At 38.7% G+C, this 16620-nt stretch carries 12 protein-coding genes; 6 read left to right on the forward strand and 6 right to left on the reverse strand.

The annotated features are described in order from the left end of the window. The first annotated feature begins 10 nt into the window (after positions 1-10). The 3 genes from JAZ75_RS14715 (at position 11) to JAZ75_RS14725 (ending at position 3243) form a co-directional block, all read left to right on the forward strand. Complete coding sequence (locus JAZ75_RS14715) at positions 11-1063, forward strand: LD-carboxypeptidase (RefSeq protein ID WP_208696329.1); 1053 nt, start codon at positions 11-13, stop codon at positions 1061-1063. A 4-nt stretch (positions 1064-1067) separates the two neighbouring features. Further along, positions 1068-2546 (forward strand): M14 family zinc carboxypeptidase, encoded by a 1479-nt coding sequence (locus tag JAZ75_RS14720; protein ID WP_232789207.1) that lies wholly within the window; start codon positions 1068-1070, stop codon positions 2544-2546. A 208-nt stretch (positions 2547-2754) separates the two neighbouring features. Then, on the forward strand, positions 2755-3243 hold the full coding sequence (locus JAZ75_RS14725; protein ID WP_208696331.1) for a GNAT family N-acetyltransferase: 489 nt from the start codon (positions 2755-2757) through the stop codon (positions 3241-3243). A gap of 71 nt (positions 3244-3314) precedes the next feature. On the opposite strand, the gene JAZ75_RS14730 is transcribed toward JAZ75_RS14725, so the two are convergent. The 4 genes from JAZ75_RS14730 to JAZ75_RS14745 all read right to left on the reverse strand — a co-directional run bounded on the left by JAZ75_RS14730 (position 3315) and on the right by JAZ75_RS14745 (position 10535). Beyond that, positions 3315-4784: a RagB/SusD family nutrient uptake outer membrane protein gene (locus tag JAZ75_RS14730; RefSeq protein WP_168128429.1), complete on the reverse strand. Its 1470-nt coding sequence runs from the start codon at positions 4782-4784 to the stop codon at positions 3315-3317. A gap of 133 nt (positions 4785-4917) precedes the next feature. After that, positions 4918-8115, reverse strand: coding sequence for a SusC/RagA family TonB-linked outer membrane protein (locus JAZ75_RS14735; RefSeq protein ID WP_168128430.1), 3198 nt, complete (start codon positions 8113-8115; stop codon positions 4918-4920). Positions 8116-8237: 122 nt separating this feature from the next. Next, positions 8238-9293 carry a dipeptide epimerase gene (locus tag JAZ75_RS14740; protein ID WP_208696333.1) on the reverse strand — a complete coding sequence of 352 codons (1056 nt, stop codon included), beginning with the start codon at positions 9291-9293 and terminating at the stop codon, positions 8238-8240. Between the two features lie 15 nt (positions 9294-9308). After that, the gene (locus JAZ75_RS14745) at positions 9309-10535 is read right to left on the reverse strand and encodes a C40 family peptidase (RefSeq protein ID WP_208696335.1); all 1227 of its coding nucleotides are present in this window, start codon (positions 10533-10535) and stop codon (positions 9309-9311) included. A 182-nt stretch (positions 10536-10717) separates the two neighbouring features. Here JAZ75_RS14745 and JAZ75_RS14750 point away from each other — a divergent pair, with 182 nt between their 5' ends. Together JAZ75_RS14750 and msrA are read left to right on the forward strand one after the other, a co-directional pair. Beyond that, positions 10718-11743: an isoaspartyl peptidase/L-asparaginase family protein gene (locus JAZ75_RS14750; protein ID WP_168128433.1), complete on the forward strand. Its 1026-nt coding sequence runs from the start codon at positions 10718-10720 to the stop codon at positions 11741-11743. A 78-nt stretch (positions 11744-11821) separates the two neighbouring features. Beyond that, positions 11822-12337 carry a peptide-methionine (S)-S-oxide reductase MsrA gene (msrA, locus tag JAZ75_RS14755; protein ID WP_132772269.1) on the forward strand — a complete coding sequence of 172 codons (516 nt, stop codon included), beginning with the start codon at positions 11822-11824 and terminating at the stop codon, positions 12335-12337. 84 nt (positions 12338-12421) lie between these two features. Here msrA and JAZ75_RS14760 read toward each other — a convergent pair whose 3' ends face one another. Both JAZ75_RS14760 and JAZ75_RS14765 read right to left on the reverse strand, forming a co-directional pair. Beyond that, positions 12422-15121, reverse strand: a complete 2700-nt coding sequence (locus tag JAZ75_RS14760; protein WP_132845940.1) for a DNA gyrase/topoisomerase IV subunit A — start codon at positions 15119-15121, stop codon at positions 12422-12424. A gap of 175 nt (positions 15122-15296) precedes the next feature. Then, complete coding sequence (locus JAZ75_RS14765; RefSeq protein WP_168128435.1) at positions 15297-15836, reverse strand: GNAT family N-acetyltransferase; 540 nt, start codon at positions 15834-15836, stop codon at positions 15297-15299. 78 nt (positions 15837-15914) lie between these two features. Between JAZ75_RS14765 and JAZ75_RS14770 the strand changes: the two genes are divergently transcribed. Then, entirely contained in the window at positions 15915-16616 is a 702-nt protein-coding gene (locus JAZ75_RS14770; protein ID WP_208696336.1) for a sterol desaturase family protein, read from the forward strand. The last annotated feature ends 4 nt before the right edge of the window (positions 16617-16620 follow it).

Genomic DNA, 16620 nt, shown 5'->3' on the forward strand with positions numbered 1-16620 from the left:
ATCCAGGACTATGGATAAAAGAACATTTTTAAAATCCTTAGGCTTAGTCGCAACAGGAATACCTGCCCTGTCATTTGCAAAGGAAGATTTCTTTGAAACAAAAGCAGATCAAAAGAAATTACTAGCTCAAGTATTGCGCAAAGGAGATACCATCGGATTAATAGCTCCTGCGGGAGTTATTGATACCGAAGAAGCCATTGTTATGACCCGCGAAATTTTTGAAAACTTTGGTTTCAAAATCAAAGAAGGAAAACATATCCGAAGCAGATATGGTAATTTTGCAGGAAAAGATGAAGAGCGCCTAGCCGATATCCACAGCATGTTTGCAGACAAAGAAGTGAAAGCGATTGTCTGTATACGCGGAGGAGCAGGAGCATCCCGTTTATTACCACATATTGATTATCAACTCATCGCCAATAACCCTAAAGTATTATTAGGTTATAGCGATATTACTGCACTGATCATGGCTTTCTATAAAAAAACCGGTTTAATATCCTTTCACGGCGCAGTCGGTATCAGTACATGGAGTAATACCGTTGCTAAAAATTTTGAAAATCAATTTTTCCTTAATCAGCCGACACAATTTGCAAACCCAACAGAAAAAGGCGATAACTTTATCCAGTACAAAGAGCGGATCACGACCTTAAAGTCAGGACAAGCAACAGGTACACTACTAGGAGGAAACCTGACATTGCTCAGTGGGTTATGCGGGTCAGCCTATTTGCCAGATTTTAAAAATGCCATACTCTTCCTAGAAGAAGTAGATGAAAATATAGAGCGCGTGGACCGGATGTTCTGTCAATTAAAATTAGCAGGAATTTTGGATCAGATCAAAGGTTTCGTCTTTGGTAAGTGTACGGACTGTGGGCCAGCAGGAGGTTATGGTTCTCTTACGCTCGAACAGGTATTGAACGATTATATCAAACCGCTCGGGATTCCTGCTTATTCAGGAGCCATGATCGGACATATTGCCAATCAATTTATATTACCGGTAGGAGCACAGGTCAAAATAGATGCCGACAAAGGAACCATTACACTTTTAGAGAAAGTACTAAAAGATTAAATCGATGAAAATTATCTCCCTGATGAAAATTATCTTCTTTTTGATCTTCGTTACTTCGGGAATTAAAATTTCTGCCCAAACCATGAATTTAAATAAAAATGATTTTGATGAAGCCTATTCATCCTATAAAGAAACCACGTTAACAAAACGTAGATTTAAACATTCGACTGTAGTCGATCTCATCAATAAGCATCAGGAGGCATCAACCCTAAAGATTGATCAGATCGGACTGTCAGTTCAAAAAAGATCGATCTATAAATTAACCTACGGTCAGGGAAAAAAGAAAGTAATGCTGTGGTCGCAGATGCATGGCGATGAACCGACCGCAACCATGGCCCTTTTTGACCTGTTTAATTTCCTTGAAGGAAAAGATAGCAGATTTCAAAGCTTAAGGGAAATATTAAAATCAAACTTAGAAGTGCATTTTATCCCTATGCTCAACCCAGATGGAGCTGAAATCTATACAAGAAGAAATGCGCAGCACATTGATCTGAATCGGGATGCCAGAGATACCTCAACACCAGAAGGTAAGCTATTAAGAAATCAGGCAGAAATGATCAAACCACAATTTGGTTTTAATCTACACGATCAGAATATCTATTATAACGTTCCGGGAACTAAAACTCCGGTTACCATTTCCCTTTTAGCACCAGCATATAATTGGGAGCGCGAAGTCAATGAAGTGCGTGGTAATGCAATGAAGATCATAGCTGGCATGAATCAGTTGCTTCAAGACTATATCCCAGGAGCCATTGCCAAATATGATGATGAACACTCACCAAGAGCTTTTGGAGATAGCTTTCAGAAATGGGGTGCAAGCACCATACTGATCGAATCAGGAGCTTTTGCTGGAGATCCGGAAAAACAGGAAATTAGAAAATTGAATTTTATTCTGATTCTTAATTCCTTACTGCAAATCGCCCAGGATAGTTATCAGCAATTTTCAATCTCAGAATACCAGCACATACCATTCAACGCCTCGCAGCTGCACGATGTGATCCTTCGTAGGGTGACCACAATATCACATGGTCTTCCTCTGAAAGTAGATATTGCTATCCGAAGAGATGAGATTACCGAGGGGGAAGATTACTATACAAAAGGATATATTGAAGACATTGGAGATCTTCATGACTTTTATGGGTACGATGATCTGGATCTGACAGATTTCGAATTTGTAGAAGCAAAAGTTTACGAAAAGGAATTTTATCACCTGAGTGATCTTGAAAACGTTGATATAAAAGCATTACTGAAGCAAGGGTATGCCGGTGTAAAGATAAATGCATCCGAGCCCAAAGTACTACATCATTTTCCCATCAATGTGCTATCTAAAAGCAAGTTGAATACGATCAGAACATTAAGTCTTGGTAAAGAAGCAAATTTTTTCTTAAAGAAGAATGAAGAAATTCAATACGCTGTTATCAATGGTTATCTCATTGATTTGAATCAAGAGTTGCCACGAAATATGAAACAGATTGTTCGGTAGTTTGGTTAGATAGTTAGAAGGTAATAAAGTGAGATGGTTAGTAAGTTATACCTTTCGTTACTTTGTCACTAGTCACTTTGTAACTGATAAGTCGGTAATAAAGTGAGATGGTTAGTAAGTTATACCATTCGTTACTATGTCACTGGTCACTTCGTTACTTCGTTACTTGGTCACTGCGTTACTGATAAAATAAAAGTTTATTGTAAATATGGATATTAGAAAAACAAAATTAGAAGATTTAGATCAGGTGGTGGCTATTATTGACATTGCACGAGGTTTAATGCGTGCTAGTGGCAATACCATTCAGTGGACAAATGGCTATCCCTCTCGGGAATATATTCAGTCAACAATAGCGATCGGAGAGAATTATGTCTGTATAGAAGATGATTCAATAGTAGCCACCTTCTGTTTTTCACTAGAACCTGATCCAAATTATACCATAATTGAAGATGGGCAGTGGTTGAATGAAGAGCCATATGGTGTAGTACATCGTCTGGCTTCCAATGGTCAAGTAAAAGGGGTAGCGGCACAATGCTTTCAATGGTGCTTTGAACAATGTCACAACATCCGGGTCGATACCCATGAAACAAATATCCCGATGCAAAAAGTACTCACAAGACTAGGATACATACGTTGTGGCATTATCTACGTCGGCGATGGGACACCTCGGGTAGCCTTTCAAAAGATAGATTCATAAAAAAGATAACTCACAAAAAATGGCTTCCGATCAACATCAGAAGCCATTTTTTATTGCGTCAATCATGGAGACTAATATCCCGGATTTTGTTGTGCTTTTATCGGAGGATTAGCATTAATCTCTTCTTGAGATATAGGCAAAATCGTTTTGAAGAATGATCTATTGATCGCATGTTCTCGAGTAGGTACGCTGATACCGGCAAATGCATCATCAAAATTGATTGTCTTATTTAGTCTGATCATATCAAAATAGCGAATGCCTTCACCAAAAAACTCCTTACTTTTCTCTGCTAAGATCAGTGCTTCCGAAACAGACGCGGCATCAATAGCCGGTAATCCTGCAGCACGTTTATGGATCGCCTGCAAATAAGTTGCCGCCTTGGCTGGATTAGGTGTACTGGCCTTCAATGCTGCTTCCGCCGCAATCAGATAAAGTTCAGAAAGACGGATCACTTTAATATTGACAGCAGTATAATTAGAAGTTCCTTTATCCCCAGAAAATGTCGTAGAACCAAGGTACTTATAGCAAGAGCCAAGACGATCAGCAGATGATTCATCTCTAGCCATCACACCTCTTCTTACATCAGAGGGATCAGCATTAAGTGCATTTAAGAAAGGTGTACTTGCTAGGAAATTTCCTAAAGCACCAGTTTGGTGATTTCTTCTCATAAAATAGAAACCTAATGAATTTCGAGCGAGATCCGCTTGATTAGGTTCGATTACAAGTTCATATATAGATTCCGATCCAAACTGGGACTGCCACGAAGTGACCCAAGCTGCATTGGTATAAAGAGAATAAATAGGATTATTATTGATCACTTCCTCAGCTGCCAATAAAGCATTATTATAGTCAGCCATCGTGAGGTACACACGTGCCTGTATGGCTTTGTTGGCATAGTAATTTAAGTAGCCATCTCTTTTGGTCTTTGGAAGACCAGTTTCCGCAGTTTTTAAATCCGAAAGAATCTGTTTATAGTTTTCATCAACCGTAGCACGTAAACTTTGCTCATTGAAAGCCAGTGTTTTGGTCACGTTAGGAATTCCAAAGGCATTTTTATCATCGGTGTAAGATTTACCGTAAAGTCTAACCAGGTCAAAATTGGCCAATGCACGGATGGTTAATGCTTCCGATTTTGCAAGATCAAAGTTCTCAATACTTCCTGATGCTTTTAACTTTTCAATATTTTCGAGTAGATTATTGGTCTGGTAGATGATATTATAGATCGAAGTCCAAAAGCTCGAAAAACTGTTCGTTTGCGCATTATGATTAAAAGTATAAAATGCATCCAACCCACGACCTTGGGAGTAAAGCGTTACATCGCCACCTTTAGCATCACCATAAGCGATGAAATTACGTCCATAATAGTTCGAAGAAGTCATTTGACGCTGTATACCGTTGATCGCAATCTGAGCATCGTTGGCGGTTACAATGGCCTTATCAGCATCAACCGCATTAGTAGGTTCCACATCTAAAAAGTTCTTACACGAGTAAGTTGTACTCAGAACAGATGCGAAAAGTAAATAGTTTATATATTTTTTCATCAGAATTAGCTGTTTATTCAATAATCAATTTGTTTATTAATGGCATTAGCAATGCCTATGTCGGTTAATAGCTATTATGATCATCAGGTTTGTTGCAATAAGTTATCGTTTACCCCTATGATCAATAGAAAAACTAGAAGCCGATTTCAATACCAAATGTGTATGTTTTGCCATATGGTGTTTCCCATCCACGCGTTCCATATTGGTTAACCTCAGGATCCGCTAGTTTAAATTTAGATGCCGTGAATAGGTTTGTACCATTGAAAAATAAACGCGCATTACTGATTTTAACTTTTTCCAACCATTGTGAAGGCAATTTATAAGCGACATTGATGTTTTTTAGACGGATAAACGAAGCATTATATAAATGACGGCTACTGAACTGGATAGCATCAGTTAAATCGTTACCATCGATTTTTGGTTGTGTACCATTTACATTGCTAGGTGACCACATGTTATCATAGTAATACTGTGAACGTATTCTTTCCCAATAGTAGCCATCATCCATGACATCCTTTTCCGCACCATCATACAGCTTTCCACCGATCTTGTAACTAAAGTTTAGACCAAGTGAGATACCTTTATATTCCACATCTGTATTGATTCCTCCGAAAATTTTAGGCGTAGCCGAACCCAAGATGATCTGATCTGCTTTCGTATAGCTATAAGAAGCATTTCGGCCATTGTATTCGAAATCCGATTGATTATTGTTTGTATACCAAACGTTTTTACCATTGGTTTTATCTACACCGCCCCACTCATAACCATAGAAAGATAATACCGATTCATTTTCACGGTAGATAAACTGTGCACGGGCATCACCACCTGTTGGATCAGTCCAGATAATATCTTTACCAGCATCTAAAGTTTTGACTTTGGAAGTTAAAAATGAACCATTGACCCGAGCCGACCATCTGAAGTTTTCTTTACTGATGATATCGCCACCTAAATCAATTTCGACTCCACTATTATTAATGACACCCACGTTTTGGAGCACCTTGGTAAAACCAGTCGTACCAGAAGTAGGCACATCTTGAAGCAAGTCTTTCGAATCTCTATTAAAGTATTCGATGGAACCCGTTAGTCTATTGTTAAATAAACCATATTCCAAAGCTAGATCGTAGGTATTACTTTTTTCCCAGGTTAGTTTTGTATTTCCTAATCCTCTATCTATAGCCCCTAATGAACCATCGCCAACGACACCCCCAGGGTTACCTTTGTAATTGTATTTATAATACATTAAAGTTCTCCAAGCATAATTATCTGTCGGTAGCGTACCATTAACACCATACGAAGCTCTTAATCGTAAGGTATTGACGATATCATTTTTAAAGAACTCTTCTTTATGGATACTCCATGCGCCAGATACAGACCAGAAGGTACCCCAACGATTATCTTCACTGAAACGTGACGAACCGTCCCGGCGGATAGAAGCTCCTAAAAAGTATTTCTCATTATAGTTGTAATCGACACGTGAAAGATAAGACATCAGATTATTACCGAACTGATAGCTGTCCGCTTTATAATTTGCACCCGTACCGATAGATGTCAAAGAACTTGATCCGAGATTAATCGAATTGCTGTACTGAAAATCAGTGACATTCTTTTCAACTTCATAACCCGCTAAAATATTGAAGTTATGCTGCTCAATACTTTTGGCATACGTTAATGTATTGGACGAAACATATTTCCGCATATTTGTATTCCATTTGCTCGATGAACCCTTATCAGTCAAACCAATGAAGTGCAAGGCTGAAAAATTCAAGGCATCTTTTACTTCTGTGTTATCAAATGAGAAAATTGTTTTTGCCGTTAGATTAGGAACAATTTCCCACGATAGAGATTGTACAGCACCCAATTTGAGAGTTTTTGTACTGTTACCCCATTGTTTATTATAATAGTCAGAATTATAGGCTAAGCTACCATATTGTGCTGTCCATGGATTGCCGGTTTTGTAGTCAGTAGGCCAGTAGAAAGGAAACAATAGATTTCTAGATTGAAAGAAAGGATTAGATCCGGTACTTCGGGTATCATTGAACCCAGTTTTATCCGTATTAGCAACATTTAAATTTACATTATATTCAATATTGCTTCTTACTTTTTGATTCAGGTTGATTCTTCCTGAGATTCTTTCATATTCATTGATCGTGGCGCGTCCTTTATCTTTTGTATAGTTTAGAGAAGAGAAGTACTTTGTTGTTTCAGAACCTCCGCTCAAAGAGATGTCGTTCGTATTAAAAACACCGGTTCTAAATAAGTAATCCTCCCAATCAAAGAATTTACCTTCCCGGTTTTCGACACCGTCAGTTATTCCAAGAATTTTAACATTATTCATACGGGCAGGACCATCTACTTCAAAGCGATATCCATGTTTATTAAATCGGTTGTTGATTTGTCCCAGAGCATAAGTACTTGCCTCCTGATCGGTGTAATTGACTCCAGTAGCACTGTTTTTATTTGACGTTCTATAGTCATGGAAAATCTGATATTCCATATTGATCTGTGCCTGCGGATCCGCTACTTCATAATTATCTGTCGCCCACGATGGGGTAAAACCAAGAGAAGACCGAAAGTTTATGCGTGCCTTTCCTTCTTTACCACGTTTTGTTGTAATTACGATAACGCCATTGGCAGCTCTAGATCCATATAATGAAGATGCGGCAGCATCTTTTAATATGGTGATCGATTCTATATCCGATGGATTAAGCGTACTCATGACATTGGAAGAAGAATTGATCTGGCCACTCATTTGTCCCACATTGCCCGAAACAACAGGAACACCATCGATTACATATAAAGGATCATTAGAAGCGTTCATAGAACCGATACCACGTATCCTGATGCTAGATGTTGCGCCCGCCTGGCCGGAGCTGGAACTGATCTGAACACCAGCTACACGTCCGTTCAATGCATTTTCAAACGACGTCGTAGGGACATCTTTAATATCACTTTCTTTTACCACCGCAGCAGAACCCGTGTAGGTGCTCTTTTTAGCCGTACCATAAGCGACTACCATAACCTCATCCAGTGCATTCTCTTCTTTTTGTAAGGTTATTGTTAATGTTTTTCGGCCATTTAGTTTGATTTCTTGTTTCTGATAACCGACAGCACTGATGATGACTGTTGCATCCTGATTCGCATTTATCGTAAACAATCCACTGGAATTTGTGGATGTTGCGGTATTTGTTCCTTTGACCGAGATCGTCACATCTGGAATGGCAGCGCCATTTCCATCTGAAACTTTCCCCGCAACCTGGATTTGTTGCGCATGTACAACCTGCAGAGTCCCGCAAGCCATCGTACATAACGAGGTAAGTAAAATTTTATTCATAAGAGTATTGGTTAGTTGTTGCTTTTAATAGATGATCTATTTATACCCGTAAGGTACAAGATAAGAATAAGATCATGATATTTTTTCTGAAAATTCATGATCTTATGAAAATTTAATGAGTTTTATTCTGCTAGGATACCTATCCCTGGACGATCTGGTAAGATACATTGTCCGTCAATGACTTTCATGCCATCGTAAATATCATTTCCGATAAGAAGTGCACCATCCAGATCTGCCCAATCTACCAAAGGAGCCAACTGAGCCGCGGCAGATATGGCACAAGAAGTTTCAGTCATACATCCGATCATTACTTTCATTTTTAATGACTGCGCTAACTCTGCCATCCTTTTTGCTTCACGCATTCCAGTGCATTTCATCAGTTTGATATTAATGCCCGAATAAACACCCTGCAATGCAGGAACATCACTCAATCTCTGGCATGCTTCATCGGCAATAGTCGGTATGGAGCTATGGGCTGTTAACCAGGCGTTATCATCGATCTGTTCTTTTGGCATCGGCTGTTCCAAAAAAACTACGCCTCTTTCAGCGAGCCAATGTGACATTTCAAGTGCTTGCTCCTTTGTTTTCCATCCTTGATTCACATCCGCGCACAAAGGACGATCCGTACATTGGCGAATAGTGTCGATAATCATTTTATCCGTTTCAAGGCCCAACTTTACTTTGAGGATTTTAAACTGATCTGCCTCCATGACCTTTTTACGGATCACCTCCTCCGTATCGATACCAATGGTATAGGAAGTAGCGGGAATTAATGCAGGATTTAATCCCCATATTTTATAAAATGGCTGTCCCAGTATTTTTCCTATTAAATCATGAAGAGCAATATCAACTGATGCTTTTGCTGCCGTGTTTTTAGCACTTATTTGATCCACGTAGGCCAATAACTCCTCCGTTTGAAAAGGAGAGTTGAATCCGGATAGGTCGATTTTGTTTAGAAAATTGATAACGCTTTCCTGCGATTCTCCTAGATATGGAGGCATACTTGCCTCACCGTAACCAATAATGCCGTCATATTCCAATTGTGTCAATACAACCGGAGTAGTCGTTCTGCTGAAAGATGCAACAGTAAAGACATAACGCATTTCTAAAGTGTAAGGCTTATATCTCAGTTTGAAAGCCCCAAAATCTTTAGTAATCCAGTCTGAATGTGTACTCATGATCGTTGTTATCTTTTATTTGATGCTATAATAAGGGTTATTTTGTACTTTCTGTATTTGTGGATCGTTTGATCCCAAATATCTTTTTGCAGCAACGACAGTGCGTGTCTGAAAATCATCGTAATTTGCAGCATCTTTCAACATACTATTGATCCGTACAGATCCCGCTGCATGAATAAACGTTCCGTTACCGATGTAAAGTGCTACATGCGTAACACGGGCATTGGGATTCGTATTTTTACCTGCAGCAAAAAACAAAAGATCAGCAGGTTTTAAATTTTTAAGCGCCTTTTCTGGATCAAAGTGACCTTCAGCATCCAGGATATCCACCGATTCACCTGCTAATACCTGTTGAGAAGCATCACGCGGAATAACATAACCGTTCATGAAGTAAGCTGTCTTTGTAAAGCCGCTGCAATCTACTCCCTTTACAGAAGTACCCCCCCAAAGGTAAGGAAGTCCGAGCATAGATTTGGCACTCGAGATCAAGTTGTCAGCTGTAGGATTGCGTGAATCAACCCATTTTTTTAGCGATAAAGCTTCTTCTTTTTTGATGTATGCTTTCCTTTTATCTGGATAGGAAACTTCGAAATAGTTATTTTTCTCACCCGTCAGCACCAGAATATCGCCATATACAAGATCCGATACACGTTGGCTTTGCGCATGCGGTTCGGAAAGTGATTTTCCAAATTCAGCGGTATAAATTATTTTAGGCTGACTGTTCCATTGTGCCGCCTCTTCCTTTGTCATCGCTGTAACCGAAGAAGTCGGTAACCAGGCAATGTAGCCTTCCGGAGTACGGATGCGGTATTCACCATGATCCTTTTGTAAGAGGTCAACCTGTGTTCCCATTAATACCTGACTCGCCATTTCAGCCGCATTATCAGGCTTAGTTCTCATATTTCCGACAGATAAATGTACGATACCGATCAGTTTATTGCCCAAGTTTTGTTCGGGCAATAAGTTAATGGCTACCGTTGCCGGAATATTTTTAAATTGCTGTTCGAAAGCTGTTTTAGCGGCGGGTTCTGTCGTTTCTATCAGATAGTCATTTTTGGCAACATCTGTTTTTGTGAAGGCAAATAGCTTTGTACGCTTATCAGGAGCATATGCTTTTCTTACGGTTTCTTGCAGTTCTTTAACCTGAAGATAAACAGTGGAATCTAGCGCTTGTGAAAAGGCATGGTTAATCGTAAAAAAGCCTGCACAGGTAAGAATAGCATATTTTAGTTTATTTGTCATGCTGATTAGTTTGGTTTTTAAAGATAGTCTAAATTGTATGTTTTCGCAAGAAATGTTGACGATTTGTGAATTAATGATCGATTCTTTTGCATAAATACGAATGCGGGGCGTTGGCAGAATTAAAAAATTCTTAAAAAGAAAAATGCAATTGTGTATACTTGTATTGCTAAATCGATTAAAATATGAGTTCAAGACGCCAATTTATTAGACAAGGTATTATTGGAGCAACAGCTATAGGTACTGTAGAGACGTTATCAAGTTTTTCAATTCCGCAGAAGCGGTCGGGAATGAAACCGATCGTTATTTCAACTTGGGACTTTGGTATCGCGGCAAATCAGGCGGCATGGGAAGTGCTAAAAAAAGGCGGAAAAGCAATTGATGCCGTAGAGCAGGGAGTGCGTGTACCGGAAGCTGATTTAAAAAATATGACAGTAGGAAAAGGTGGATATCCAGATCGCGATGGTATCGTTACCTTAGATGCCTGTATCATGGATTCAGAAGGAAACTGTGGTTCCGTAGCGGCCTTAGAGCATATCGCACATCCAATTTCTGTAGCTCGTCTGGTAATGGATAAAACACCACATGTGATGCTTGCAGGAGATGGTGCATTGCAGTTTGCGCTGGAGAATGGTTTTGAAAAAGAAGACCTGCTTACCCCAGAAGGAGAAAAAGCATGGAAAGAATGGTTAAAAGAAAAGAAATATAAACCGGTTATGAATATTGAGAACAAGTCATTCGCGGTCGAGCGTTTGCCAGGTAATCAGTATAATCATGATACAATAGGTATGCTTGCATTGGATGCTCAAGGAAATCTATCTGGTGCATGTACAACAAGCGGTATGGCTTTTAAGATGCATGGCCGGGTAGGAGATAGCCCGATTATCGGAGCTGGACTTTATGTAGACAATGAAGTAGGCGGGGCCACTTCTACAGGAGTAGGAGAGGAAGTCATTCGTACAGTAGGTAGTTTTTTAGTGGTCGAATTGATGCGTCAGGGATATTCACCGGAAGATGCCTGCAAAGAAGCTGTAAAACGTATTGTTAAGAAGAAACCTAATATTGCAAAAGATATTCAGGTAGGATTTTTAGCATTGAATAAAAAAGGTGAATATGGATCTTATGCTTTGCAAAAAGGATTCTCATACGCTGTATGTCATAACGAAAAGCAGGATCTGCTGATTCCAGGTTCCTATTACTACAAATCATAATTTTTCAAAATCAGTAAACTATTATGACGCATTTTCTGTCATTTAATTTCTAAGTTTGAATATAAAATATATTAAGATATGAAAGCAACATTTGGAGGCGGCTGTTTTTGGTGTACGGAAGTTATTTTTCAAAATACTGAAGGTGTAAAATCCGTTTTACCAGGATATATGGGCGGGCTAAATGATAATCCTACCTATGAGCAGGTATGTACAGGTACCACAGAACATGTTGAAGTGGTACAGATTGAATACGATGAAGATCTTGTTAATTACGAAGAATTATTGAAGATCTTCTTTAAAACGCATAACCCAACGACGTTAAACCGTCAAGGTAATGATGTCGGTACGCAATATAGATCGGTCGTATTTTTCCACGATGAGGAACAGGAAATACTCGCTAAGAATTTTATTGATGAGTTAGATAGTGAGGATGTTTTTGAAGATCCTATTGTGACTACTGTAGAGCCAGCGGTTACTTTTTGGGTAGCAGAAAACTATCATCACAATTATTTCAATACGCATCCTGAAAATCCTTTCTGTTCTGTTGTTATTGCACCAAAACTTCAAAAATTCATCAAAGAGTTTAAAGATTAAAAGATACTAGAACATAAAAAAACCGCTATTAAGCGGTTTTTTTTTATGTTCTAAAATAGCTGTAAAGCTATTTGCATCTATGTTTTAGAATAACTCAATCTGACCGCCATTATCCGTTTGGATATCGTCAGGATTTGTTATTTCCAGTTTAATATCACTTTGGCTATTCGTTGCTTCAGCTGTCTTTTCCGTTTCTTCATCAGATTCCGAAGTTTCAGTAGGAGCTGTCACCTCTTCCTTAGCATTCACGGCCAGATCAATTTCATCAGTAGTCAGTTTAACACTCTTCACCGTATGAAAGGATAGGCGGTTACCTTGCGCTTTCAAACCTTTGACATCAATGATCTCATTCAAAGGTTGATCTAAACTCTCCTCTGTCTGCGATTTTCCTTTCAGCACTTCCAAGTGTACCACAGGGTCTGTACTGTTTGTCAGCACGATAAGTTTTGAACCCGGTTCATCATTAATAAATGACACACTTTTACCGACAGGAATATCATCAAATTTAAATCGTTTCACATAGTAGGTGCCCGATTTACCATCTTGATGGATTGCAGTATAGACATGATCAGGGAAGTATTTCTCGATGCGAATCATCTTATCATCGAAATAATTGCTCAGATCAAAATTAGACAGCTCGTAAGTACCGTCCGACATGACGATCAAAATTTTGTCGTCACCATCAAACTCCCCTAAATATTGACCTCTTTCATCAGCATTTAGACGTTTCGTTATTTTATCAAACCAGATCTTACGGCCAGCTAAGGTAGAAACCCCGGCGCTTTTGAATGTGATCTTTTTAACCGGATATTTCGAAACAATATTTCCTTGAGATGCACGGCCTTTAATAGCAATCTCAGCAAAATTCATATCAAAATTAAGCTTTCTCAATTTCGTATGCGGTTTCAGCTGAATATTGACAATCTCCGCCTCTCCATTCGGATTTGCAGTGAAGTAAGTTACTTTAGAACCCTTTGATCCTTTGCTGATGTCATATTCTTTATCACGTGTTACACCGACAACAGCAAAACGTTTGATAAAACTTGTACCCGTGTCTCCTTCTTTATAGATGGCATTGTAAATTGTTCGCTCATCACCTTTTTTAAAGACAGCGACATGGATGATATCTTTTCCGACAAATACTTTGTCCTGAATTTTGGTAACGACATACTTACCATCCGCACGGAAAACAATGATGTCATCGATGTCCGAACAGTCGCACACAAACTCGTCTTTCTTCATGCCCGAACCGATGAAACCCTCTTCGCGGTTGACATACAGTTTTGCATTGGCCAAAGCTACCTGTGTAGCCTCCACACGATCAAAAGCTCTTAATTCAGTTTTACGTTCACGACCTTTACCATATTTATCACGCAATCTTTCATACCATGCAATGGCATAATCAGTCAAGTGTTTAAGATGGCGTTTAACATTCTTGATTTCATCCTCTAGTGAAGCCATATGATCATCCGCTTTCTTAACATCAAAGCGCGTGATGCTACTCATCGGTTTATCGATCAATCGCTTATAATCTTCAGGAACGATAGGACGGTAGAACTGGGAGAAGAACGGTTCGAAAAGACCATTTAATACTTCAACAACCGTATCAAAATCTCCAGCATTTTCGTATTGAGGATGCTTATACATACCCTCTTGAATGAAGATTTTCAGTAAACTGCTGAAGAATATCTTCTCTAAGAGATCATGTAATTTGATTTCAAGTTCTTGTTTTAATAAGTTCTTTGTATTGATGGTGTTTTCAATCAAGATATCATTAACACTCAAAAAGTGTGGTTTATCTTCTTTGATCACACAGGTATTTGGTGAAATAGAAACCTCACAGGCTGTAAAAGCAAATAAAGCGTCAATCGTAACATCAGGAGATATTCCCGGGGCCAGATGCACAATAATCTCTACAAACTCTGCCGTATTATCTTCGATTTTCTTGATTTTGATTTTCCCCTTATCATTCGCTGCAACAACGCTGTCTATTAATCCACCGGTAGTTGTTCCAAAAGGAATTTCAGTAATCGCTAACGTTTTCTTATCACGCTCCTCAATTTTTGCACGGACACGGATCTTGCCACCGCGTTGGCCTTCATTGTAAGCTGAGCAATCTGCCATTCCTCCCGTTGGAAAATCAGGAAGGATATGTGGTCTTTCGCCATTCAAAACCTGGATGGAACCATCAATTAACTCCAGGAAATTATGAGGCATAATTTTAGTAGCCAAACCTACAGCAATACCTTCGGCACCCTGCGCCAGCAATAGCGGGAATTTGACAGGTAACGTAACCGGTTCTTTATTACGGCCGTCATAACTCAATTGCCAGTTTGTTGTTTCTGGATTGAAGACAACATCCAGAGCAAACTTCGATAGACGTCCTTCGATATAACGAGGAGCAGCAGAAGCATCTCCGGTAATAGGATCACCCCAGTTCCCCTGACAGTCAATCAGTAGATTTTTTTGACCGATCTGAACCATAGCATCGCCGATTGAAGCATCACCATGAGGATGATATTTCATCGTGTTACCGATCACATTTGCGGCTTTGTTATATCTTCCGTCATCCATCTCTTTCAATGAATGCAGGATACGTCGTTGTACAGGTTTAAAACCATCATTGATATGAGGTACAGCGCGATCTAAAATAACATAAGATGCATAGTCCAAAAACCAGTTTTCATACAAACCCGAAAGTGGAATTGTTTTACTGTTATTTGTCTGTCCGTTATTTAATTCTTCTTGATTATCGTCTGCAGGATAGTTTGTTTCTTCACTCATGTAATCAATAATATGGTGTTTTTATTCTAATTTGCTGCAAGAAAGCATCGTTTTTTGCAAGCGTAAAAATACGAAAAGCATTTCGTTTTATCCAAAGGATATACAAATAGATTTACATTGAAAATTTCAACATTCAAAAGTGGCATTTTAAATTCAGAAAAGATGCATTCAGGTCTTATTTAGCATCTTCAACCCGATCATACCAATAACAGTCCATGTCCCAGATGGTAAACTTAAAAGTATCCGTAATCTTAAATCCAGCCTTCTCCAATACATTTCGCGAGCCTTGATTATCGACATGCGTAATGGCATGGAGAGGTATATGCGTCATGTTTTCATAGTAAAAGGCAATACAGGCCAATGCCGCTTCTGTGGCATAACCTTTACCCCAGGACTCTTTACGGTAGCGATAGCCAAAGTCTAGAAAATTGACCCGATCATTCATCGGTTCGTCGATAAATTTAAATCCGGTCCAGCCTATAAATTGATTTGTTGCTTTTTCAATAACAGCAACACGTCCTGTACCATATGCTTCATATTGCTGCAGCAAACTAAGAATATAATCTTTTGCCTCTTCACTTGATTTTAAAGGAGATCTGTTTAAATAAAGATGAACTTCCGGTTGTGAATCCATCGCATAGAATTCTTCAACATCATCTAAAGTTATCGGACGAATAAGTAGTCTCTCCGTTTCGAGTGTAGGTACGTATTTCATGAAAATATTATTTAAAGTAAAGTTAATAGAAATTAATTATCTTCAACTATTTAAAGCATAGTGAAGAAAATGGATACAATGGGGAGAGAAATTGTTGATTACTTACATCAGGCAGATTTTTCGGTAGTCGTACAACTAGCATTTATAGGGAATTTTCTGCTATTTTTCTTATCCATTACATTTTATGCTGTGGCGCACTATCTGTATAACAGCAAGCAGGAGTTGGTTGAGCGTCATCCCATATTGAAAGCAGATATTGGAAATGCAATTTTAAATATCTCCCTTAATGCGGTTGTTGCCATTGCGGGCATTTATATGTTAAGAATTGGATGGATTAAAATAGTTGATCTTGATTGGAAGGTATTTCCAATCAAATTTTTAGGCGTTTTGTTTCTTGTGGATTTTTTGATGTTTATACTGCACTGGCTTGTTCACAAATCCATTTTATATCGTTATTTTCATTATAGGCACCATACCTTCGAACGTACAAATGCATTGAGTCTCTTTGTGATGCATCCACTAGAAAATGTGATGTTCGGAGCTATTCTGATCATCAGCTTTATGTTAATTCCCTGTGATATTTTTACAGTTGGTTTTTATCTAGGATTCAATCTCTTGTGGGGAATATTAGGACATATTGGGTTTAATCTGTTTGAGTTTAAAAATCGATGGATCACCAATGGTCTTTTTCATATGAATCATCATCATGATATTCATGTCAATTTTGGTTTTTATACATCAATCTGGGATAGACTCTTCCAAACTCATCGGGAATCCTGAAACC

The sequence above is a fragment of the Sphingobacterium sp. UDSM-2020 genome (assembly GCF_016132525.1).
In the GTDB taxonomy this organism is placed as follows: domain Bacteria; phylum Bacteroidota; class Bacteroidia; order Sphingobacteriales; family Sphingobacteriaceae; genus Sphingobacterium; species Sphingobacterium anhuiense.

Coding starts and splice junctions, on each gene's coding strand:
- JAZ75_RS14735 (WP_168128430.1), bottom strand. CDS start 8,115: ATGAATAAAATTTTACTTACCTCGTTATGTACGATGGCTTGCGGGACT.
- JAZ75_RS14765 (WP_168128435.1), bottom strand. CDS start 15,836: ATGAAATACGTACCTACACTCGAAACGGAGAGACTACTTATTCGTCCG.
- JAZ75_RS14750 (WP_168128433.1), top strand. CDS start 10,718: ATGAGTTCAAGACGCCAATTTATTAGACAAGGTATTATTGGAGCAACA.
- JAZ75_RS14745 (WP_208696335.1), bottom strand. CDS start 10,535: ATGACAAATAAACTAAAATATGCTATTCTTACCTGTGCAGGCTTTTTT.
- msrA (WP_132772269.1), top strand. CDS start 11,822: ATGAAAGCAACATTTGGAGGCGGCTGTTTTTGGTGTACGGAAGTTATT.
- JAZ75_RS14720 (WP_232789207.1), top strand. CDS start 1,068: ATGAAAATTATCTCCCTGATGAAAATTATCTTCTTTTTGATCTTCGTT.
- JAZ75_RS14725 (WP_208696331.1), top strand. CDS start 2,755: ATGGATATTAGAAAAACAAAATTAGAAGATTTAGATCAGGTGGTGGCT.
- JAZ75_RS14770 (WP_208696336.1), top strand. CDS start 15,915: ATGGGGAGAGAAATTGTTGATTACTTACATCAGGCAGATTTTTCGGTA.
- JAZ75_RS14715 (WP_208696329.1), top strand. CDS start 11: ATGGATAAAAGAACATTTTTAAAATCCTTAGGCTTAGTCGCAACAGGA.
- JAZ75_RS14760 (WP_132845940.1), bottom strand. CDS start 15,121: ATGAGTGAAGAAACAAACTATCCTGCAGACGATAATCAAGAAGAATTA.
- JAZ75_RS14730 (WP_168128429.1), bottom strand. CDS start 4,784: ATGAAAAAATATATAAACTATTTACTTTTCGCATCTGTTCTGAGTACA.
- JAZ75_RS14740 (WP_208696333.1), bottom strand. CDS start 9,293: ATGAGTACACATTCAGACTGGATTACTAAAGATTTTGGGGCTTTCAAA.